Genomic DNA, 22374 nt, shown 5'->3' on the forward strand with positions numbered 1-22374 from the left:
ATCACCCCGGCAGCTTAATCACGGTACCGACTTTCAATTTCTTGGCCTGGGCCTCCGTGATATTGTTTAGTTTCATAATCTCTTTATACCGGCTGCCGTCTCCAAGATGCGCCTTAGCGATCGTCCAAAGCGAATCACCGCTTTTGATCTTCACCGTCTTAGGCTTGGCGCGCTCATCCGGTCGGTCCGGCTTCTTGGCTGCGGCTTGCTTTTTCTTGCCGGCTGAGGCCGCGGTCGTCTTTGCGATCGTGACCTTTTTGGCTGAGTAAAACACATATTCCTTGAGAGTTAATGTATACTCAAAATCCCCAGGGGCGCCGCCGACCTCCTTATAGTTAAACTCCTCGATAGATACCGGTATGTTGATCTTTAGCCCCTGGCTGATATAGATAAAACGGATCGGCTTCTTCTTGGTCATCCAGTCTTCAATACGGCGGATATAATCTGCAGGAGCATCAAAACCTTTAGATTGTATCGCGTTCTCCAAGTCCGCCGGAAATACACCGCTGAATGTAATCTCTTTGAGCTTTGGCGCATCGATCGCGTTGATCCAGCCAAGGCCAGCGACGTTGTGCTCCTCCCCTTCACCTTCACCCTCGATCTCAATTTCCTCCGGAAGCACAGGGATCTCGAACACGACCTCCCGGTTATTGAAACTCAGCTCAATGCTATATTCAGGCATTGTCGTACACCCCTTTGGCGCTAGCCGCGAAGTCGTCTTCAAGTCGGGTGTTTATTTTGGTGATGATCGTATCCAGGTCACCGCTGTTGTTGATATTCCCCGTCTTGAGGTTAACGGTAGGTGTCAGTGTTACGAAGTTTTGGATTTTCTTCATCTCGGCGATATTGCGCATGATCTTCATGTCCTCATTGCTTACATCCACCGTACCTTTGATTTTATCGACCTGACCAACCTTCCCGACCTTATCAATCTTCGATGGATCCGCTGAAGCAGGCACCGACATTGCCGGCACTTTATAATCTCCGACACTACCTGCACCCTTCTGCTTCTTCTCAGCCTCTGCTTGCTCCTTAGCCCGTTTGGCAGCTCGGTCATCCAGCCACTTCTCGACCTTTGCCTCTCGTTCTGCCACCTTCCCTGCTGCCTTCGCTTGCGCAGCTGCTATTTTAGCCTCACCAGCTTGGCGTGCAGCTTCGGCTTCAATTTGCGCTGCAGCAGAGAATTGCACCCCGTCTATGAAATCGATGGAGACAAAACTAAGCCTATTTAGTTTTTCAATCAGACTATTTAAGCGATCGACTGCCCCGTTTACCATATCTTCCATGGACTTTAATACATCGACTTTAGCATCGTTAAAAGCATTAGAGATCCCTACTCCAATTCTCATAAAGAAAACAGGGATCTGGTCAAAGAAGTTTAAGATCGCATTCCAGGCACGCATGAAGCCAGCGGCAAACTGATCATTTGTTTTCCAGAGGTTATAGAGCCAGGTAATCAGCGCAATGATGCTCGTGATAACCAGAATATAAACGTTTGCTTTCATCACCGTATTCAATCCGGCCCACGCAAACTTTAAACCGTTAACCGCGGCCGCTTGAACAAATAATGCAGCCGTTTGGATGCCGGTAGCAACGGCACCAACAATCATGGCAACCTTGTTTAGAGCCATAATCAAGGCCAGGGATCCGAGCGCTCCAATCAATCCATAAACAATAGGCTGCAATAAAGGCCAATTTGTCCGGAAGAACGTGAATACCTGGGTCGCGGTTTCAAGAAACCATAAGAGTGACCGCACCGCGCCCGAAATCGCCCATGACAACATATCAAACGTGTTCTGGAATTCTCCTGTCTCAAAGCCAGCATTGATTTTGTCAAATAGAGGGTCTAGAGATTGCAATCCCGACTCGCCAGCCGATGCCATGTTAAACTTGAAGGTTTGTATGGCTCGATTCCACTTCGCTGCAGGGGAGTCCAGCATCTTCTCGAAGGCCTCTTCGGTGAGGTTTTGCTGATCCAGCATCTTATCCATTCCCTTGATGAACCCATCAACGTCGCCTCTCATCCCAGCCAGCCGCGCCTCGCTGTCCTTGAGCATACTCCGGCTGATGTTAAAGCGTTCGGAGATGGACGTATAGTCACCGCTCAGGAGCTCCTTCAGGGAGAACGCCGCCCCTTCAAGCCCTTCTGTCGGATTCAGCTTGGCAAGCCTCATAGACAACTTATTAATGTCCGTTAACTGCTTGGGATCCATCGTTGCACTCATAAAAGACATGCTCCCGAGCAAGCTCGCGTCAACGTCTTGGCCGTACTTGAGCGCCTGCTGAACCGTCTGGTCATAAATTGCCTTACCAAGGGCATCATTCCCGGACCGGGAGGTGAAGGTGTTTACCATCTCCTGTTGCTTCATCGCGCCGCCGATCGTTGCCCCGCCGAGTTGCTGTACGCCGTGAAACGTTAGATATCCTGCAGCAATTCCCTTGATCGTATTTGCAAGCCGTCCCGTTTCCTTTTGTCCACGTCTCACTGAGTCGTTGAATCGATCCTGCTGCCTTGTGGACTCTTCGATCGCATGATTGATCTTACTCTCAGCAGTCGCGATCTGGTTCTTTGCCGCTGCCAGCTGACGGTCGATATTAGCATTTCGGTTTGTGGTCCGCTGCATCTGCTCCATCGCGCTGATTACGATATTGAGGGCATTCGTAATGTTTTTCAGCGGCCCGGTCATAGAGTCAAACATCTTGAGCGTAGAGGATACCGTTGCCATGACATACCTCCTTTCAAGAAAAATAAAAGACGCCCTCTAATCAGAGAGCGCCTGTGATCATTCTACACTTTCGAATATTTCAGCTGCTTTGCTATTCTTACTTTCTAACACGAAAAGTCCTTTTCTCGGCCAGTCTTTCATAGGCTCAAAGGTTGACACAGCTGTATCCGCATCCTTCTTTGAAGCATATTCATAAATAGCTACTTTCTGCTTATCAATATAAAAGATTACACCGTCTTTAGCATTAATCATTTGCAGAGCTGGCTTCTCTTCCGGATCCACCTCTTCGCCTGCATCTTGATAAGCTTTAATAAATTTGTCCAGCGTCAGGTCCTTATTCTCGGACTCCGCAGATCCACATCCCACGACAGCAACCAACAGCAGCAAGAGCATTGCAAATAAACCCAATGACTTTTTCACAAATTCGTCCCCCTGAATAGGTCATATTTCCCAATCATTCTACCAAATTTTTCAGGCTTGGGTCTACCGCTTTTTACCTTTGAGCTTTTTGGCCTCTTCCCGTTCCTTCTCAACCCGGATCGAAATCATGGCATAGATGGCGGCCCGTTCTCGGACCGACATCGCCATAAGTTCATGAGGTAGAATATTCAATTCATGGAGGGCGTAGTAGGCGAAATTTGCGTCGCCATCACCCTCCTTGATTAGTTTTTTACCTCATCCATCAACTCGTTGACATCCTGGTCGAAGCCGTTCATCGATTGCACGCGCTCCCCTAGCGCAGCAAATTCACCAGGGAGCAACATTTTGCGCAGAAGCACCTCGGCTCCCTTGACGTCATACGACTTTTGCAGTTCTGCGTTCTGCAGATCTGGGAAGACAACACAACTCGACATCAACCTGGCCATGTATTCGTTCGGATCCAGATCAGGCGTATAGATGCCGCCTTTCCCCTTTACCTTCTTGGTAGAGGCCTTGCGGATCTCGTTATTTTTTTCCTCCGTGATGCTCTGAAGCTTCCACGCTACCGGTTTGCCGTCCGCGCCCTTAAAGCGATCCGAAACCACAAAATCCTCCGTTACCTCTAAACCTGCGTTACCTGCGAAAAACATAGACATATCTGACATGGTTATTCTCCTTTTCTATTCGATGGATTTTAGATTAGATGCCGAGTGTTGGTTCTTGGAACGACTGCCCCATATCTACGTCATCAAAAGTAAAGCTGACCTCTTCCTCCAGCGCTTCAGATTCCGTGTCTAACGACGCCATAATCACGCTGTCCAGGTTCACACCTTTAAGTGTTACAGTCTGGGCACCAATCGTTGACGATGGATCCTCATTGGTAACCGTGACATCAAAGTAAGCGTCTCGGCCCGATTTGATATAGTCGTACATGATCTGCCGGAAGAACGATGTCACGTAATAAATGGTCATCGTCCCGGATCCAGTCCATCCGGTTGATTTATGCTGCACACCGCGTCGGCCAAGAGTACGAACCTCTGACTTATTCTTTTCGACCGATGCTTCCAGCGTCTTAATATAGAACATTTCATAGTTCCGGTTTTGATATGTGAGATACGCCCGACCTTCCTGTCCGGAAATGGTGTCCTGGGCCTTTAAAAAATCTGGCATGCATTATCCCTCCTTAGCGGACCAATACCCGCATATAGATTTTCTCGATCGCATCCACCGGCTGCACGCGCAGCTCGACGTATACGCTGTCAGCTGTATCTCCTTGCTTCACTGTGACGTCAGCCTGGGCGTCGAAGTTCTGCACGGCTCCAATCCCGGCGAGTGTATCGATGTACGTAACGATTTCCTTCCGGAACAACGCCCGGCCGTCTGCGTTATTATCCACCTTGCCGATATAGAACTGTTCGAAGATTCTCTTCAGATCATTCGCCAGGCTATCCAATACGCGGAGCACGCGGTTTTTGGATCGCTCCCGTCCTTTATCTGGTGTAAAGCTCCGGAACGTGTTAATGTCCTGTTCGACAACAGCACGCCCGTAGGAATGGATAAAGAGGAATTCACCGCCTCGCAATGCCGCCTCAATCTCGCTGTTCGTATACCGGACATCAACGTCCACAGCATCGTCATATGCGGAATACGTCAGGGATTCATCTGCAGCAGCTCCCGCGGTAGCCCCGGCCACCCAGGCAACAGCCTTCACTTTATCCAGAACAGAGCCATCAGACAGGATTACGCCATTTTTGACGCTGATCACGCCCTCATAGTCCGCAGCTGCATAGTCGGCCATGACCACCTGTACCTTTTTGCCTTCCTGTTCCCGCATCCGTTTAATGGCTGCCGTGTATACTGGCTTCAGTGTGGCGTCCGTGGTCAAGAGGCCGATAGTATTGAAATCATAGCCTTCGATCTTGGTCAGATAATCCGTGTGGTCGCCGTTGGTCACGGTACCGTCTGCGCCTCCGGTCAAGTTCAGGCCTGCAGTAACATCCGGCGCGCCGGTGCCGCTGAATGTGACCCAATTGTTTGCGACCAGCTCCTCGATCTCGGCCACGATCTGTGTATCCATCACCTCGCCGGCAAGCAGCGTAATGACATCGAATTTCGCCGGGTCGTCGATATTGTTCTGGACGATAATCCGGATGTCGTTCCCACGGGCCCCACCGTGATTAGCCGTTACCGTCAGGGTCGTATTCGTGGCCGTTGCAGCAGTGCCGGCATTCAGCCGATACAGCAGGACTTTACTGGCCCGTTTCAGGGCCTCACGCAATGGCAGCAGCTCGGGAGCCGAAACGTCGTAACCCAAGACGTCCTTCGTGTCTGCCCCTGCCTCTACCGTAATGACTTGTTTCGAGGGTCCCCAGGACAGCGAGAGCGGCAACGATGCCACGCCTCGCTCACCTAGGGCACCCATTGTTTGCTCGGTCGTCTCAAAGACGATATACACCCCGGCTCGATTCTTGTTTTGTGTTTTCCATGTTCCTCCTGCCATGCCTTACACCTCCCTTTCTTTGAATGATTTAATTACGGCCGCTGCCTCGTCCAGCGTATACGTCTTGTCTGGCGACAGCAGGCCCGTCAGGATGTCTTTATCTGACGTGGTAAACCGTTTGGCTTCCACCAGCTGCTCCTTCGTGTAGCGCGGCGCTGGTTGCGTCTGAGCCTTGTTCTCTTTTGCACTCATTTCAGGCGTCCCTCCTGTTTCATCTGATTCATCTTGATTCCCGGATCTTTGGCCCTCATGACGTGGTAGTTATAATCCACAAAGAAGTGCAGCACGTCATCGATCACCTCGAAGTTCATGCCGGTCCCTCTAAACTTCATGCCGTCGATCTCGATCCACTCCAGGACGTCCAAAAGCTGGCTAGCAACCGAAATGAAATCCTCATTCGTGGCCGAGAAGTATTGCACGTTGAAGAAATGGTTCTGTCCATACCGCCGTCCTTGGATCCGGCCATGCCCAGCATTTAAGAGAAGCACAATAAAGCAGGGCTCCTTTAAGCCCTGCCTTCTCTTTCCATATACAGTCCAGCCGAAGGTTATCTTCAGCTTATTCATGACGGCTTGTGTCAATCGGTCCGCGTCCATAGCATCACCTCACCGTCTTGGTCTGCGACCGTTCATAATTTGTTTCAGCAGCTCCGCCTGCCTGCGCTCCAGATAGACCGGCAGCTCCTTTTCAATCTGCTTCATGGAGATGGCCATCATGAACCGCCCTTCCACCCAATCGGTTTTATCGCGGTTCCGATGGCCGTTTTCAACAAAGGAAGCGTATTCGGTGTTATTGAATATCTCAACAACATAAGAATCGCCGCGCCGTTCTACGCGGCCCACTCGCCAATTCCTCCGCAGCTCCCCTGAATCCACTGGCGTACGTTTCTTGATCTTCCGTTCGGTACGATAGGCCATCTCCAGCAAAAAGTCCTGAATGAAGCGATCAATCACTCTTTCATCCAGCGCCTTCTTGAAAGCTTTCGCCATGCGCTCCAGTTCATCAAAGTCAAAGCTCCCCCATCTCGGCATTAGGCTCGATCCTTTCGGGTTAGCTTGATTTCCTGATGGGTCGAATACGGCGGAAACGGTTCGCCGGCCGTAAAATGGTATTTCCGACCGTTGCGGGTCACCTCCAGCTCGTCGCCTTGCAGGATTTCGACTTCCGGCGCGATGAACAACTTGGCGTCATAATCGATCTGGTTCTCGGCTTCGGTTTGTCCGTTCCGAGCAAGGCCCGTCTGGGAGATCCGGCAGGGAACATCTTGGTATTTCGTGGTTAACCGCTGCTTTGTTTCGGATCCGACTTCGTAATCCTCATATCGTTGGATGATTGCCAGATCCGTGTATGTCTTCTCCATGATCTTACGGTATCGACGTAATTTGCTCATCGACTACCACCTCAGCTTCCGGTACCGATTCAGATCCGAAACATATGCCTGGACAGCCACGGCTACTGAACCCCCGCCGGAGGAGCTGCCGGCCGAAGTCTTAACCGAAGTATCCCCGATCTTCATATCGATGTCGGCGGACAATAAGTCATCCAGCTCCTCTAAATGGGACTGGTCTCCCTTAAAGGCTCCCATAGCGATGTTCGCCCAGGTGAATTTTAGTGCGGCGGGGATCTCATCTACCGTATCTAGGCCGAGGTAATTCATGATGTGCAGACCTGATTCATCGATATAGGATTTGACCAGGCTATCCAATGATGCCGGGAGCTTATAACGCTGCTTGATAATGTCCGCGACAGCTTCATTCAACATGGTCGGCACCTACTTCTCGTCTTTTTTGCCTTTCTTGTCGTCCGGCTTCTCGTTCTCCACCACGCGCTTGAAGCCTTTGGCTTCCAAGGTTTTTGCCTTCGACTCAGAGTCCACGACTTTAACCACATTCAATCTTTTCAATGTAATATTGCTCATAGCTATTAACCTCCTGTCGTTACGCGGAACGCCTTAGTTTTGTTGTCGGGAATGATTACGTCGTGATATTTACGGTAATCCAACTTCCAGGCATCGGCTTGCTGGTTCTCATCCGGTGTAAAGATTCTCACCTTATCCGTTTTACTGATGCCGATCGGAGCGGTACGCGGCGAAACGATCCAGTTTACGTTTTTCGCATCTGTCGCTGGCTCAAATCCGCCGGCTTCCTGACCAGTTGTCTCTCCATCATTGAAGACAAACGCCGTTTTCATTCGGCTAGAAGCGACAGGGATCAGCGGAATGCCGTCCAGCATCTTGATTTGAAGATTGATGCCACCTTGAGCAAACTGGCCGACATCAATTCGTTTCTGGATCGTGGTATTTCCCGTCAGTATGCCGTAAGCAGGGTAAGCGATGGTAATAACCAATTGGCTCAGATCCACGCCCATATCAGCCAAATCGAAAATATCCTTGTACATCTCCGTAACGATGGAGCTTTCTGCAAGGGTGTACGCTCTGCTTTTTCCGGCTGCCGCTGCCTTGGCTGCAATGAAGCTATACCGGTAGGCATCGATTTCAGGGATAACTTGCTCCCGTTGGAATTCACTCATGACGTTAGCAGCGGAAGCGCCGAAGTTCGTTTCATCGACATCCATCGCATCCAGCTGGAACGTACGTCCGCGATCCTGAGTAAGTGTGTGGGTTTGGTATTTGTACGTTACCGAACCTTTAACAAAACCAGTATCCCGATCATAGTCAGCCAGACCCTGGACCACGATGTCCGGAATCTTGATTTCGTTACCGCCGTTATATTTGACCTGTCCGGCATTGCTTTCCATCCATCCGGATGTCGCTTGCTGCACGATTTGTTTATCCAGTTCCGTTTGATAGAGTTTTGCATATTCCAAAGTGTTAATAGGCATTTACATTCAGCTCCTTATTATCGTTGTGAAAAGATACTAGAAATTTCGGCAGCGATAGGATTATCTTCCCCGCCACCTCGTCCGCCTTCTGCGGGCTTTGCTCCTTTAAAAAGCGTGCCTGGTTGTTCCTGTTTGTCAGCAAACAAAAAAGCCTTCGATTCACGAAGACTCTTCACTTGATCCTCAAGCCCGGCCTTGATGCTGCCGTCCTCGCCGATCTCGATTTTCGATTTGTCCAGCTGTGAAATGGCATAGTCTGCATCGTGCACATCAGAACCAAGGGCCAACTTCAAGGCCGTATTCAGCTGCAGATCCTTCATGTCAGCATCATATTTCTCCTTCGTCGCCTTGTTGTCATCCTGAAGCTTCTTGATTTGTGCCTGCAGATCCTCGTTGCCTTTTGCTGCATCCTTCAGATCGGCGAGCTGCTTGTCACGATCTTTCAAATCGGATTCAAGCTTCTTTTTAGCTTCATTGGCTTCGTTGAATTTGTCCTTCGGGATCCATGCGCCGTCCGAGACAATGGCAATTTTATGTTTATCACCTGCCTTTGCGATGACCTGGTTGTAAAGCTCCTCACCCAACAATTCCTTTAAATCCATAGTTAACACGCTCCCAATTGGTTTTTATAGCGCAACCCCGCCATGGGCGGCCGTGATGCTCCGGCCAACGAGCAAAAAGGCCCTGAAAGTCTCATTCAGAGCCCAAACAAAAAGCACCCTCATAAATTCGAGAGTGCTCATTAATATATTTCGCTGCCATCAAACTTCCAGCCGTATTCCTTCGGTAGAAGATCCTCCCCGGCCTCCAGGCTTCGGTCAATCTTGTCGATCAGGCCCTCGTTTGTCTCACTGCCTGGAACCATCTCCAGCGGTACGCATGAGTCGGGAAACGCCTTTTCAAACTCCTGCATCTTGGCCCATAATTCATCTGTCACAGTGACCATCAGATCTCCTCCAGTATTTTTTGAAATAAAACAAATGACTTCGGAAGAAACTCCCTCATCAATTCTGCTCGTTTACCTGTAGGGTCAAAACTAGCTTCAAACATGTGTGCAAACGCCTCTTTTTCAATAGCGTTAGGCAGCTGCTGCCAATACTTCGGGCTGTGACCATACTTCCCTTGGATTCTTCTCCGGGTCACACCACCGTAAATATCCGAAATGGCCGAATGAAGCGCACCATCGCCCTGACCTAGAATCATGGAAATCTCAAGCTGTGCTTGTCTCAAATCCACGCCTTTATTTTTGGTGTAATTCTGCATATAGTCCTGTACATCTCGTAGGACAGCCTTCTTGAAGGCCTTGGCGTCGATACCTTTCAGGTCTATATGAGATACACCATCATACGTTGCGCCTTTCAGCTTGATCGCCGCCATATTATCAACATAATGGCCCAGCTCATGGAAATAGGTCGCTCCGCTGCCCCTAGGGTTCTTCAGGTCATCCGCAAAGTCCATATTTACAACCTGGGAAACCGGCGAGTAATGGGCGCCTTGCTTGAAGCGGGAATCCTTGATTACGTTGCCCATAACATAGTCCGTGAAAACTCGCTTGGCTACATCTGAACCCGCGCTGAACCGATCCGTCAGAACCTTCTTGTATTCCGGCGTTGCCTCGGTCTTGTCCATGATCGCCTTAAACTGGTCATCTGCCTTGAGTATATCCTTTTTCTGGGTGTTTGGCGAGTCGATATACTCCTTTTTCCAATCTTCATACTTCATGTCACCAGAAATATAAATCCGCTGACCGGTGTTGTCCTTGGCGATCCGTTTGCCCGGATCCACTTCATCATCGAAATAAGCCGTAACCGTTGTACGGCAACGGGCATGAAACGGCGGATAGTTGACGCTGACTTCGCGCTCACTCAAGTTGAACACCTTGCCGTCCATGCTGCGGCAGGTTTCACTAGTCCGATTATCCAGTGTAGCCAGTATTTCATACTGCTGGACGACACCGCTGTTCTTGTACCCGTCAGCAGTCGCTTCGTTGATAATGTGGGCGCTCTCCGTCAGGACGAGCCTTTCAGCAGTAGAGGTTGCTACGCCCATTCGCTTCGCCAGGAGCTCGCTGACCTTTTTGACACTATCTCCACGAATGAAGGACTGAGATAATCCCGTCCGCAGCTCCCGAAGCAGCTTATCGCGGTCGTCCCAGATCCGAGAACTATAGTTCTTCCCATACCATGGCCGGCTGATGACTTCCTGCACGGCTTCCTTGTCTGCACGAGCAAATGAAGCCAGGATCCCGTTTCCGCCCTTGTTGAGCTCAAAGAGGGTACGATGGTAAGTATCCTCGTAAATATCGCCCAGCAGCTTCCCTGTGCCCGCCTGCTGGCTTGCGGCCAACATTTCGACCTGATGCCTCACCTGAAGACGTAACGCCTCCAGACGGGTAACACGGGTCCGGTAATAGACGTTATCAAGCTCTTTGGTCCACTGGCCGTCTGCATTGTTCTTGGCTTTCTTCCGGAATTCGCTTAACGTCATTTTGAACTCGGCCAGCTCACCAGCTGTCAGAAGTCGCTTCGCCTCGGCCATACTAACCTCATTGTTCTCGGCAAACCGTGAGTAAAAGGATTCCAGATCCCGCAGTATGGATTTCTCGGCTAACTCATATTGCCTTTTGAGACCAGCAGCGTATCGGTCCGATTTCTGAAATTGCCTACTCGCAACCTGTTCGGCACGCTTCCGCCAATAATCCTGCGAATTCATGATGGCTCATCTTCCAGTCCATCGTACTGCCCTTTATTGAATCGCTCCTGGTCCGCTGCCTCTTCTTCTTCAAGCTGCTTGATTTCATCGTCCGTGTTCGTAACCCATGGGTGATTAGCAACGATCGTTTTATTGGAGATGATCCCCACGCTATCTTTGGCATTAGTCACGATTTCACTTTCGTTGATTGCCATATCCCGGTTGAAGATGAATGTAACCTTCTCTTCGGAATAGTCCTTCTGGGTAGTGTTGTAGATGTGCGTATCAATGAACCAGAGCAGCCGGTTAAGGCTCGCCTGGAACTCGGATTCAATGTCATTCGCATCTAAATCCAGATCCGCATACAAATGCTTCAACGCTACGCCAGAAGGGCTATTTCCGAAGCGCTCCGACTGCGTATCTACCCCGCGCCCAAACTCATATATGTCTTTCCGGGTCTGCTCGATATGCATCTTGTGGGCTTCGGTGTCCAACTCCAGGGCGATCGTCTTTACATCGCCTTCTCCGCGGACAAAGATAACACGATACTGAGAAACGTTTTTCCGGAATGAAGCTGCGTCGGTACCGTCGTACTCCTTCACCACGTATGTGCTATTCGGCAAGTCTTCAAGGTTATTTGAGTTATCCGAGCGGTTCCGATCGTAGTCATCAACCATATTTTGAATGATATCAATGAGCGGCTGCTCCTCATCATTGTACTTAAAGCAGATAAACGGAACTTGCTCCCAGCTCATCGGGTTTTCGACAGCTTCACCTTCTGGAGATTTACTTACAGCTGAGAAATGTCCTTTGGTCTCAAGGAATCTGAATTCCCCGCCGTCGGCAGCCTCATACAACCTTACTCCGCTTGTGTCCCAGAACTCGGCTTTCCGGATAATCTTTTTCTGCCTAGCCTCATACATCGTCACCTCATACACCCTAATGACTGCATCGAGCTCCGTATGGGCAGTATCTCTCCAGATCGGTATGACTTCATGCGGTGGAATGCGCATAAACGATAGATCGCCTTGCTCGTTATAGTAGACTTGAAGCCAGGCCTTTCCACAGTTGATAGCGTCCTTCCCCGTGTTCTTCAGCATCCGCTTAAAGTCTTCGTCAAAGTAATCATCCAGCAGATCCTGATACGTCTCGTCTTCCGTTTTCGGAATGAACGGACGAGACAACAAATAGCCGGTCTTCTGATCGACCAACTTTCTCACAAAACCATGCGGAATACGGTTGTCCGCTAGATTTTTAACATCAGATAGCTTTCCGTGGGCATCAATGACCTGGCGAGTACGCTCTAGAATTTTGTTTTTGACTCTGTAATACTTCTGGCCGAGTAGCATCAGCTTCCGATCATCTGACTTTTCCCAGTCCTTGATTTCTTCCCGCAGGATCTCATCGATGGTCATTGGTGCATTCGCTTCGATATTCTGCAATATCTCATGTAAGGTGCTCACAGTTTCCCTCCTCTCTTATTCGAACGATACTCCGCTTGGCTTCCGGATCTGCTCCATGGCGTACCGCAGCGCATCGATCGTATGGTTGAAGTCATCTATCGGCTTATTCAGGAATTTCCCGGCCTTGTTCTGCTCCCAGACATAGCTCGAAAGCTCGATGCTGACGTTCGGGCAGCGGAACTTATGGACAATGATCTCGTACTGCTGCAGGTACTGAATGCCGACCTTGACGCTATCGCCGCCCTTCTCCGCAGCGCGGATCCGTCCTATTCCCAGCCCGCGGATCTCATCAATGGACTTCGGCTCCGAGGAATCGGCGATAATGCGCTCTTTGGCATGCCCCTTCGACTTGATCATCGCCGCGATGTCATCGTTCATCATGCCGTGCTCATAGTGCTCGTCGAAGATATACACCTTCTTCTCTTCCTTGTTCACCAGGGCGGCCACGAGAGCCGTCGGGTCATTGGTGTAACCGAAGTCTAGACCGAACACTGCGCGGTATCCTGGAAGCTTGGCAATCGCCCGGTAATCGAAATCCTCTTCTCGCCAATCCTCGAATATGGCCCCTTCTGCTATGCCCCAATCGCCGTCACCTTCAACCCTGTGACGCTTTGGTTTATGCTTCTTCATCCAGGCGAACCTTTCACGGTCATCATCGCCCAGGAATTCATTGCAGCGGTACGTTGTCGTCAGGGCTAACGTGTCGGGATCCGGGCTGTCGAAGAAGCGGGATTTCAGCCAGTGCTTTTCGTTCCAGGGGTTAAATGTCAGCGTCAGCTGCTTGAAGTACCCCTCCGGCATCTCACCCCGTATGGACATATCCACCTTGTCGAAATCGTCCTCGTTCATGATCTGATAGGCTTCTTCGAACCAAGCCCAGCACAAATAGCCGGTGTCCACCGTGATAGAGGTGATCGACATCGGATCATCGAGGCCCCGGAACAGAATCTTCTGACCAGTGGGCTTGTATATAGCCTCCAGCGGGCTTTTCTTGAAATTCCATAGATGAGCTACCCCGAGCCGGTTCACGGCCCATTTGAGCTGCGCCCATGTACTGTCCTTATGCGTATTGAACGTCTTCCGGAGGACTAACGTATTCGCCAGCGGCATCTTCATCATGTTGTATGGGATCCATAACGCATTCGTAACGCTCTTCTTGGATCCGCGGCCGCCCTTGACAACCCGGTAACGCCCTTTGTAGCGCCAGAACTCGGCATAGCCTTTCCCGACAGTCTGCTGTAAGCTGATTTCTCTACTCATGCAGATCATCCTTAAACACAACGACTTCCGGATTCGATTCGTTGTTGATTTTCTCGACTTCACCTTTCAGCCTAGCGATCCGCAGCTCCTGTTCTTCGGTCGCCAGATCCGTCTTCAGGAGCTCGTCATATTGCTTGATAGAGCTTCTGAGTTCGGCCATGGCCCGGCTCTGAGCCTGTAGGAATGTGGCCTGCTTATCCCAGGCCTGCTGGACCTCCCAACGCTTCCCGATGACATTCCCGTCTTTTTCCTCAATCAGCGTTGTCGTCACGTCTTCCCGATCCTTAACGTACATAATCTGCTGCGCCCGAATAATGGCCGTGTACTGGATCATGATGTTATCCCATACGATGTCCAGCGGCTCCTTCGTCTGCAGCTGCTCCATGATCTCCAGGGACTCCGCCGGCAGATACTTCTGGAAGAATCCATGAGTGACGGCCTTATCGTTTCCTGGAGGGCCACCAGGACCGCCGCGGTTACCTACAGCATTCTTATTACCCTTGGGCGCTCCGCCTTTGTTTGTGTGCACCCTTTTTGATTTGTGTGCACCCTTTTCACGGGACCAGCCATGCCGTTGTTTCCAGCTCTTGACGGTGTTAATCGAGACGCCGTGTTTATCAGCAATCTCTTGATATTTCATGCCTGACAGATAATCCTGTTCGGCCAGCTTATGCAATTCCGCCATTTACACGATCACCACCCCCGGCGTTGTGTTGGTTTTGTAACAAAGAAAAAAGCACCCGTTAGGATGCTTATAAATTCCGTCCATATTTTCTTATGAGCCACAAAAGTTCGGATTGGGTGATGTCCCCTCTATCATAAGGGTCAATACTAATATCCCCATCTTCTCTTGCTAAAGGCACTAGCCTGGAACCTTCCTCGTAATAATCTACATGGATCCTACGAATTATCTTGTTAAACTCAACTGGCTCAAATTTATACCTTTCATACATTTCCAATAACTTATTCAAGCCATCAGGCCCAGTGAACCAATGCAAATGACCATCTGATAAGTTATCATCGGATCTGTTACTCTTACAACCTTCAATCCATCTACCGTGAACAATTCTAAATTCATCTGCTTCTGAACCGACTTCATCTTTCCAATAAGAGTTCCACTCTAGCATCCCGTCTTTATCTGACTCAATTACGCCTCCGCATAGATCGCAAAACCACTGTTCTTTGTTCTTCAGTTTTAAATTGACTGGCATTCCTTGAATAATCTGCATTAGATGCACCCCCCCCATGACATCAAACTTCGACATAAAGGGATATATTTCCTGCAAAGAAAATACCGCCTCGATCCGAGACGGTAAAAAAGGGGGAGATGAAAAAGCTACGAATAATCCGAACGGCAGGATTTGAACCCACACTACTTACTCCCAAGGCAAGCGTGCTACCCAGCTACACTACATCCGGTTATAAAAGAGACGGCCGCTTGACCGCCTCCTTACATGAAGGGCACAATATCATATTAACACGGAAAATCAGGCGTTTGTTCTCGTTCTGTTCGCATTTAATTCGCTAATTTTTCGTACTCTGTCAAAGCCTTCTTCCTCCAGCGATAAAACACATCCTTGGAAATGTTCAATTCCTTCGTGGCCTTATCCCATGGTATACCGTCGATCAGATGCAACCGCAGCAGCTTCGCATAATCTGGCTTATATTGTTCAAGGGCATCCAACACAGTGTCGATCCTGTTCACTTCAGCCTGTAGATCTTGCAGCTCGGTCAGGCGCTCCATGATCTCCTCGATTCCGTTCCGGATATCATAACCTCTCGCCGCGATCACCTTTTGAATCTTCCGCCGCAGCTCCTGCAGCAACTCCGTATCTTCTGGATCCATCACTTGAACTGGGATAGCTTGCTTCTGGGCTTTAACTCCGGCAGGGTATCGGGTCATATAAGCATGCGCTACGTTCTCCAATTTCTGCTCGTATCCGGATAGATACATGTATGACGGCAGCCCTCTCAATTTCCGGTGCAGCTCCTGCAGCTGGTCATCCTCATTCAATCGGGATACGGTGATTCCGGCACCCACGCTATACGTCGATAGTGCCTGTATACGGGCTTTCTTTTGACGGTATTGGGAAAGCTGCTCTATCACCTGTTGATCTAATGTCATGATGCCTTCATCCTTTCTATTCTGGCTTTAACGGCTTCCATCAAGGCATCTTGCCCGGCGGCCTTGCGTTCCAATGCTGCCACGGCGTCCTCGTCCATCGTCCCCTCAGCGACCAGGCGGATAACTACGATGTTGTGACGTACGCCTTGACGGTGGACCCTTGCATTAGCCTGCTGGTCTTCTTCCAGGCTCCATATCTGATCAAACCAGACAACCGTCCGGCAGCTTGAATCTTGGAGGTTCAGGCCGTGACCGGCTGACTTCGGGTGCAAAAGCAACAGCGGGATCTCGTCATTATTCCAAGCCCGGATATCCTCATTCCCGTCTTTACCTTTCCGCAGGATTCTCGCTTGCGGGAATCGCTCTTGGATCCGCGACAGGCTATGCTTGAAATTGTAAAACACCATAACCGGCTTGCCGTTGGCTGCCTCGATTAAGTCCTCCAGGGCGTCCAGCTTGGCCTCATGAATTAACTTAACGCCCTTTTCCTCGTCGTACACCGCGCCGCTAGCCATCTGCAGCAGCTTATTCGACAGGACGGCCGCGGTGTTAGCCACGACATCAGCGTCCAAAAACGGAAGCAGCAGCTCCTTCTCCAGTTTCTTGTACATCTCCTGCGCTTTCGGGCTTAAAGGGATCTGGATCGTCCGATCAATCCGTTCAGGAAGCTCCAGCCAATCTTCGGCTTTCATGCTGACAGCAATATCAGAAATAGCCTCGTATACCCGTTCCTCTGCTTCCTGCTTGACCTTCCACTCATAGACCACATGGCCGCTACGACTACCAGGTGTAAAGTAACGATCGCGATAACCGGTTATCGTCTTACCAAGTCGTTCCCCTTGATCGATCAGGTACATCGGAGCCCATAGATCCATAAGGCTGTTCGGTGCCGGCGTACCAGTCAGGCCGATCACGCGCTTCATCATTGGCCGGACCCGGCGAAGGGCTTTGAAGCGTTTGGCCTGTGGGTTTTTGAAGCTGGAAAGCTCATCGATAACCACGGTATCAAACGGCCACTGGCTGCCGTACTCGCTGACAAGCCACTCTACATTCTCCCGGTTGATCACGTAGATGTCCGCCTCTGCCTTCAAGGCTTTGCGTCGAACCGCGGCGCTCCCTAGAACCTTACTGATCCGGAGATGTCTCAGGTGGTCCCACTTCTCAATTTCTCGGGCCCAAGTGTCATCTGCAACCCGCAAGGGTGCAATAACTAAAACACGACCAGCCTCGAAATAATCGTTCAGCAATAAGTCCATAGCGGTCAGAGTGCTAACGGTTTTTCCTAACCCCATCTCAAGCAGCAAGGCTATGAAGGGTGTGTCCAGGATCCGCTTGGTCGCATACTCCTGGTACTGATGCGGTTTAAACTTCATTTGGCTATCACCTCGTCTATAAACCGGTCAATGTCCTCGTTCGAATCAATTTTATAATGTCTGTGGCCCATGCTAAGCAGCTTTCTCTTCCAACGCTCCTGTAAGGGCTCCAGTTGCTTACCCGGTGCTTTCATCTCGACATATATCGTTTGGCCGTTAGGAAGAAGTACCAATCGATCAGGCACTCCTCGATTTCCTGGGCTCACCCATTTTGGCGCCTCCCCGCCGATCCGTTTGACTTCACGGACCAAACGACGTTCCAGTGCAGACTCTCTCATATTTGCTCCTTTCATCAGGTTGCCGATTTGCCCTGTACGCGCACGTACTGCGTTTTTACGCGTTTAAGTTATATTTGCGTATCCCGTATACGGGTTAATTTATATTTTTATTAAAATAGTAGATTCTACGGCAACCACGGCAACCAGCACCCGTTAAGGCTTGTTGTTATGCGGCTTTTTCTGGTTGCCTTAAAACGATTTTCACGGCAACCTCTCGGCAATTGCGGCAACTTTTCGGTTGCCGTGGTTGCCGTGAATTCATCTTACGGCAACCTTTCAAGGCAACCATGGTTAGATCCGTTCAAACACTCTTTGAACCCCATAACCAGGCACTTTGGCTTTGCTTTTTCGCTCCTTCCATTCAGGGAAGCGTCGCATTATGTCCATAATCTCTTTTGACTCCCAGGTACGCATATCGCCGCGCTTTTTACCAAGGCATTCGGTCCATATTTGGGCCGCACACACTCGATCCCGAAGGTCATCGGTAGGGCGCCCCATCTCATCCTCTAATGGCATATCAAGCCACTCTTGGATAATGCCTTCTCTTGGGTCCATCTCCATGTGTGCAGCTTGTTGGCGCTCCGCCTCAATGCGTGCTTCGTGATCAAGCTCTAAGGTTTCCCCCGCCTTAAACCAGCTCAATACCTCGGCCCATATTTGGCTCACTTCTTCCTCGGATAATTCCTCCCAATGGCTTCTCGTCGCCCGATCTGGGAATATCTCGATGGGCCAGAAACGACGGTTCCCGGTCGCGTCCCGAAGAAAGTCCCGTGTATTCGTCGTCCCGAAGAAAACGCATTTCCGCGGGAACTCAGAAACCTGACGATCGTAAGCCACCCGGTACCGGTCTTCGGTTTTGGATAAAAACGCCTTAACCTCTTCAACCTCGGTCTTTTTCATGGCCGACAGCTCGCCGATCTCGAAGATCCAGCCGCTCTGCAGGTGTTCGCCGGCTTCCTTATTCTCAAAAGTCCGTAAGGAGTCAGAGAACCATTCACGGCCAAGCTTTGCTAGCAGGGAGCTTTTCCCGGCCCCCTGCGGCCCGACTAGGACTAGCATCTGGTCAAACTTGCAGCCTGGGCGATATAGCCTTGCAACGGCTGCCAGTAGCATCTTCCGTGTCGCCTGCTTGGTGTAATGGATGTCAACTGCACCTAAGTAATCTATAAAAATCCGTTCTGCCCGCGGCAGGCCGTCCCATACGGCGCTTTCGACATAGGACTTGATCGGATGGAACGTATTACGATGAACCACCTCGGTAAAGGCGTTCTGTATGGTCTTAGCTGAATTGATACCGTGAACCTTGGCAAACCAATGCTGAAGACGTTTATCATCTGCACCCAGCCAAGGCTCATAGGACCGACCAAGACGTTCCTTTTCACGCCACGGCAGAGCGCGTCGGATAACTTCGGTGTTACCGAAAGCGTCATAAGCTAGGACGTTCTTCCACGGCCCATGCGACAGCATGAGCTCTACGTTTCCCGCCGTAGGGAGTGGCTCCCCTGTCTTATGATGAATCTCCAGTTGATCCTCCCAATCCCTTTCATCCGGGTCGTCCTCGTCATCGGGAAACTCGTCTGCCATTTCAGCGAAATCTGCTTGGCGCTCAGCGAAGACGAGCTTCTTTACCTCCGGCCGCTGCGCCGCCCATTGCTCCATAGCCAGGTGACTCGGCTTCTTCGCATCGGGTGTATGATCCTTCACCCGTTCGTCCAGGTGGCCGAATTTATGAACTCGTACAAGATCGAAAAGATTATAAGTGCGGCCGTCTGCGATCGGATCGCTGTCCTGATGGGAGAATGCGAGATCCTGATCCGGATAGACTTCCAGCCCGTTACCACTTGAACCCTTGGTGTATGTGTACCGATCCGGCATCGATCCCTTTTCATAAACATCAGATAAAAAGGTTTCTATTCCTTCTTCAATGGTAAATGCCCTACAGAAGAGGCCGATGGTCCCGAACTTCTCCCGTGGGTCCTGCGCTCTCTTGGCTGCTAGTTGAGCGGGGGATTTATCCTCTGGGTGCCGCGGCCAAGCCATAACATCATGCCAATCGGCGTATTCATCGAGGATCCGATCCACATCAAGTGGCTCCCCCTCGAAGACTTCCAAGACCGGATCCGCGTCCTTACTGCAGCTTGGTAAGTACATAAGCCGGTGGACGTCAAACGTGGTCTTGTCGAAATACTCCATGCCGATATGCTCCGACAGTTTACGGCTGACGGCTGCATATTCATCTGGGCTCATGTTCCGATCCACCGGAATAATCAGGCGGTATTTCGGCTTCTCCGGCCGATGGCTGTGTGTGGAGTAGATAACGTAGGCCGTCCCACCCAGCAAAAGCTCAGCCGAAAATAAAAAATCATCGTCTCCGCGATCGACATCCAAGGTAATCAAACTCCGGCTATCGACGTTCTCCTTTTTCCGGCGTCCGGTGCGGACAAGACCGCCAACAAAAGCGGGCCCATCCTTCACCTTACCGCGGGAGACATTGTTCATCTTGTCGTACTGGGCCATCGTCTCTGCTGTCCGCCGGACCTTCCGCAGCCGGTCCACGAACTCATCCCAGGTCAAATATTCAGTTTTCCAGTTCGTATCAGCCCGGTGCTTGCCGAAGCTAATGTCCAGTTCCTGCATGATGCCACCTCAATTACGTTCTATTTCAATAACAGGTAAATCCGTCAGTAGTTCCTTTTGATGCGGGGGCAGGTCATAGAGCTCAACATAGCCCCGATCCTTACCCCACAAATTGATATGATGCGTAATGATGAGTACAGGGAACCCAGTAGAAGTATCCAGGCTCATGTTCCAGTGCCGATTTTTAAGTGACCGAATGAACCGTCGAAGCATCTCATAGTTTAGCGTGATGGAGCCGCCGACCATCTGCAGGATGACTGGATCACCTTTTACGTCCTTGAGCATGTCAAACTGAAGTAGCAGTTTCTCTCTACGCTCTGCAGCAGATTGTCCAAAGCCATATAACTCACGAACAACTTTAAGCTTTGAGGCAATTTCACGCCGCTTTAACTGCAGTTGTTTATTCGCCCGTTGTTTGGCTGCTTTGCTCAGTGCTTTTTCTTCAGCTGTAAGAGGCCTCATTCTACCGTCTCCCCGATCTCCAATTCTACCGGCCCTATATATTCCACAGGTCCGCAATACGAACTGCCGCATCCTGGGCATGAGGGTTCCTCAATTTCATCTCCCGGCTCTTGCTCCAAGGCAAACCTCAGCTTGCAATCATCGCACTCAAAAGCTTCCCATTTCATAGCTCTTCACCTCTGAAAATAATTGATTGACAAAATAAATTTCCAATTGTATATTTTATCCATACCTTTAAGTAAAGCAGGAGTAGATAAGCATTTATCTGTTGTTGCTTTATTTCAGGCTGGGCGAGCCGAAAGGCTCCAAATTGCCCGTCTTAAAGGAGGGTGCCTCATGAAGATCAAAGCCTTCGGGATTGAGATCATAATGAGTAACCAAGTGGCGTTGGCTTTACTCACAGCAGTATTCGCCGGCGTTGCGGGCCTCCGTTAGGAGGCTTTTTTATTTTGTTTATAGCTTTTGGCGGGCGGATCCGGCAAGGTCACATAGACCTCGCCGATCAGCTCACCATTATCGTCATATATCAAATCCCAAGGGATATCCTGAAAATAAGGATCATTACTCATCGATCAACACCGAGTCTGCCTGACATGCAAGTTGTTCGAGCTCAAGCGATATGGCCTTGGCTAGATCTACATAAACACGAGATCGTCCGTTAATGCTCATTCGTCGGTACAAACTATCTGTCGTTCTGGCTAATCGATTTAGCTGGCGACTGAGTGATTTCAGCTGCTCCATTTCCTGCTTATTCGGCCTGCTCAAATTACTCACCGCCGATCAACCGGTTAATGTACCAGGCTGCCTTGTGAAGATCCTCCCGGCCGTTTTTCCACTTCCAGCGCCAGAGGTATTTAATGGCCTCGCCCGTGCTGTAAGCTTCCAGGCCAGATAAGCCAGATGTGGCTGCTTCGATCGCATCAATGCACTCGATGCCTCCGCGCACATAATGGACGGGATTCACGGGATCAGCAGGCTCCGGCAGTACGCCGAGCTCAACAAGAGCTTCATATGCGCTATTTGGATCGCGCTTTACAGACTCTGCCGCGACGTTCTGCTGCTCTGTGCTGTTCACCAACTCGGCAAGATCCTTCTCGAGCTCGCTCAACCGTTCTTTGGTCTGCGAGTACAACTCAGAAAGGTGATCATATTCTAAAGCGGTATCCTCCAGATCCTCGGCAGCTTGCTTGTAATCGTCTCGTTCTCGGAGCAACCGTTCACCTTCAGCCTTTAAGTCAGCATTCGCCTGGCGAAGCAACTCAATTTCGTTTTCGAGCTCCTTCTTCTCCTTCTTAAGCATTTCTGATGTTTGCTGATAGACTTCTGCCTTGATAGCTTGGTTCTGCTCCACGTTCTTCTCCCTGATGACTGGCTGTTTTAACTCGTTCAGCAACTCCTGGGCCTTAGCAGGGTTAATCCCTTTAAGATCCCACTTCTTCACCCAATAGAATAGGGATTGATTCTTCATCTTCCAGGCTCGCTCAATACTGGAAATGGTCTCTCCCTTTGCAATTTGTTCGATCAGAATTTCTTTTGTCAGACCACAAGTCGGCCCTTCCTTTGCGACTCGCACGCCGTTCTCCTCCTTCGAATATCGC

27 protein-coding genes and 1 tRNA gene are annotated in these 22374 nt (G+C 50.3%); all 28 read right to left on the reverse strand.

Features of this window, described 5'->3' with window-relative positions; all coding sequences use genetic code 11:
- Position 1 precedes the first annotated feature (1 nt).
- Positions 2-682, reverse strand: coding sequence for a LysM peptidoglycan-binding domain-containing protein (locus MHH82_RS26535; RefSeq protein ID WP_340968614.1), 681 nt, complete (start codon positions 680-682; stop codon positions 2-4).
- Positions 675-2726, reverse strand: a complete 2052-nt coding sequence (locus MHH82_RS26540; protein ID WP_340968616.1) for a hypothetical protein — start codon at positions 2724-2726, stop codon at positions 675-677. The genes MHH82_RS26535 and MHH82_RS26540 overlap by 8 nt, the downstream gene beginning before the upstream one ends.
- Before the next feature lie 57 nt (positions 2727-2783).
- Entirely contained in the window at positions 2784-3146 is a 363-nt protein-coding gene (locus MHH82_RS26545) for a hypothetical protein (protein WP_340968618.1), read from the reverse strand.
- 242 nt (positions 3147-3388) lie between these two features.
- Positions 3389-3811, reverse strand: coding sequence for a phage tail assembly chaperone (locus MHH82_RS26550; RefSeq protein WP_340965062.1), 423 nt, complete (start codon positions 3809-3811; stop codon positions 3389-3391).
- A gap of 34 nt (positions 3812-3845) precedes the next feature.
- On the reverse strand, positions 3846-4316 hold the full coding sequence (locus tag MHH82_RS26555; protein ID WP_340965059.1) for a phage tail tube protein: 471 nt from the start codon (positions 4314-4316) through the stop codon (positions 3846-3848).
- Positions 4317-4329: 13 nt separating this feature from the next.
- Positions 4330-5646: a phage tail sheath family protein gene (locus tag MHH82_RS26560; protein ID WP_340965057.1), complete on the reverse strand. Its 1317-nt coding sequence runs from the start codon at positions 5644-5646 to the stop codon at positions 4330-4332.
- Positions 5647-5649: 3 nt separating this feature from the next.
- The gene (locus tag MHH82_RS26565; protein WP_340965054.1) at positions 5650-5838 is read right to left on the reverse strand and encodes a hypothetical protein; all 189 of its coding nucleotides are present in this window, start codon (positions 5836-5838) and stop codon (positions 5650-5652) included.
- A complete protein-coding gene (locus MHH82_RS26570; RefSeq protein ID WP_340965052.1) occupies positions 5835-6242 on the reverse strand; it encodes a phage tail terminator family protein in 408 nt (135 codons plus the stop codon). The genes MHH82_RS26565 and MHH82_RS26570 overlap by 4 nt, the downstream gene beginning before the upstream one ends.
- Positions 6243-6251: 9 nt before the next feature.
- Positions 6252-6677, reverse strand: a complete 426-nt coding sequence (locus tag MHH82_RS26575; RefSeq protein ID WP_340965049.1) for an HK97 gp10 family phage protein — start codon at positions 6675-6677, stop codon at positions 6252-6254.
- Positions 6677-7036: an ABC transporter ATP-binding protein gene (locus MHH82_RS26580; RefSeq protein ID WP_340965046.1), complete on the reverse strand. Its 360-nt coding sequence runs from the start codon at positions 7034-7036 to the stop codon at positions 6677-6679. The genes MHH82_RS26575 and MHH82_RS26580 overlap by 1 nt, the downstream gene beginning before the upstream one ends.
- A gap of 3 nt (positions 7037-7039) precedes the next feature.
- Positions 7040-7408: a hypothetical protein gene (locus tag MHH82_RS26585; RefSeq protein ID WP_340965043.1), complete on the reverse strand. Its 369-nt coding sequence runs from the start codon at positions 7406-7408 to the stop codon at positions 7040-7042.
- Between the two features lie 9 nt (positions 7409-7417).
- A complete protein-coding gene (locus MHH82_RS26590; RefSeq protein ID WP_340968620.1) occupies positions 7418-7564 on the reverse strand; it encodes a hypothetical protein in 147 nt (48 codons plus the stop codon).
- A 5-nt stretch (positions 7565-7569) separates the two neighbouring features.
- Complete coding sequence (locus MHH82_RS26595) at positions 7570-8487, reverse strand: hypothetical protein (RefSeq protein ID WP_340968621.1); 918 nt, start codon at positions 8485-8487, stop codon at positions 7570-7572.
- 17 nt (positions 8488-8504) lie between these two features.
- Positions 8505-9089, reverse strand: a complete 585-nt coding sequence (locus MHH82_RS26600; protein ID WP_340968624.1) for a phage scaffolding protein — start codon at positions 9087-9089, stop codon at positions 8505-8507.
- Between the two features lie 140 nt (positions 9090-9229).
- Complete coding sequence (locus MHH82_RS26605) at positions 9230-9433, reverse strand: hypothetical protein (protein WP_340968627.1); 204 nt, start codon at positions 9431-9433, stop codon at positions 9230-9232.
- Positions 9433-11199, reverse strand: a complete 1767-nt coding sequence (locus MHH82_RS26610) for a minor capsid protein (RefSeq protein WP_340968629.1) — start codon at positions 11197-11199, stop codon at positions 9433-9435. Before MHH82_RS26610 ends, MHH82_RS26605 begins: the two co-directional genes overlap by 1 nt.
- Positions 11196-12641 carry a phage portal protein gene (locus tag MHH82_RS26615; protein WP_340968631.1) on the reverse strand — a complete coding sequence of 482 codons (1446 nt, stop codon included), beginning with the start codon at positions 12639-12641 and terminating at the stop codon, positions 11196-11198. Before MHH82_RS26615 ends, MHH82_RS26610 begins: the two co-directional genes overlap by 4 nt.
- Before the next feature lie 15 nt (positions 12642-12656).
- Positions 12657-13901, reverse strand: coding sequence for a PBSX family phage terminase large subunit (locus MHH82_RS26620; protein WP_340968632.1), 1245 nt, complete (start codon positions 13899-13901; stop codon positions 12657-12659).
- Positions 13894-14586, reverse strand: a complete 693-nt coding sequence (gene terS / locus MHH82_RS26625; protein WP_340968634.1) for a phage terminase small subunit — start codon at positions 14584-14586, stop codon at positions 13894-13896. Before terS ends, MHH82_RS26620 begins: the two co-directional genes overlap by 8 nt.
- 67 nt (positions 14587-14653) lie before the next feature.
- Positions 14654-15130, reverse strand: a complete 477-nt coding sequence (locus MHH82_RS26630; protein ID WP_340968636.1) for a hypothetical protein — start codon at positions 15128-15130, stop codon at positions 14654-14656.
- A 117-nt stretch (positions 15131-15247) separates the two neighbouring features.
- A tRNA-Pro gene (locus MHH82_RS26635) sits at positions 15248-15320 on the reverse strand.
- 97 nt (positions 15321-15417) lie between these two features.
- The gene (locus MHH82_RS26640) at positions 15418-16026 is read right to left on the reverse strand and encodes an RNA polymerase subunit sigma-24 (RefSeq protein WP_340968638.1); all 609 of its coding nucleotides are present in this window, start codon (positions 16024-16026) and stop codon (positions 15418-15420) included.
- On the reverse strand, positions 16023-17399 hold the full coding sequence (locus MHH82_RS26645) for a DEAD/DEAH box helicase (RefSeq protein WP_340968640.1): 1377 nt from the start codon (positions 17397-17399) through the stop codon (positions 16023-16025). The genes MHH82_RS26640 and MHH82_RS26645 overlap by 4 nt, the downstream gene beginning before the upstream one ends.
- Positions 17396-17677 (reverse strand): VRR-NUC domain-containing protein, encoded by a 282-nt coding sequence (locus MHH82_RS26650; RefSeq protein ID WP_340968642.1) that lies wholly within the window; start codon positions 17675-17677, stop codon positions 17396-17398. The genes MHH82_RS26645 and MHH82_RS26650 overlap by 4 nt, the downstream gene beginning before the upstream one ends.
- Before the next feature lie 291 nt (positions 17678-17968).
- Positions 17969-20314, reverse strand: a complete 2346-nt coding sequence (locus tag MHH82_RS26655; protein ID WP_340968643.1) for a virulence-associated E family protein — start codon at positions 20312-20314, stop codon at positions 17969-17971.
- Between the two features lie 9 nt (positions 20315-20323).
- Positions 20324-20776 carry a hypothetical protein gene (locus MHH82_RS26660; RefSeq protein ID WP_340968645.1) on the reverse strand — a complete coding sequence of 151 codons (453 nt, stop codon included), beginning with the start codon at positions 20774-20776 and terminating at the stop codon, positions 20324-20326.
- A gap of 431 nt (positions 20777-21207) precedes the next feature.
- The gene (locus MHH82_RS26665; RefSeq protein ID WP_340968646.1) at positions 21208-21345 is read right to left on the reverse strand and encodes a hypothetical protein; all 138 of its coding nucleotides are present in this window, start codon (positions 21343-21345) and stop codon (positions 21208-21210) included.
- A 197-nt stretch (positions 21346-21542) separates the two neighbouring features.
- Positions 21543-22349, reverse strand: a complete 807-nt coding sequence (locus MHH82_RS26670) for a DUF3310 domain-containing protein (RefSeq protein ID WP_340968648.1) — start codon at positions 22347-22349, stop codon at positions 21543-21545.
- Positions 22350-22374 lie beyond the last annotated feature (25 nt).

This window comes from Bacillus sp. FSL K6-6540, assembly GCF_038007545.1.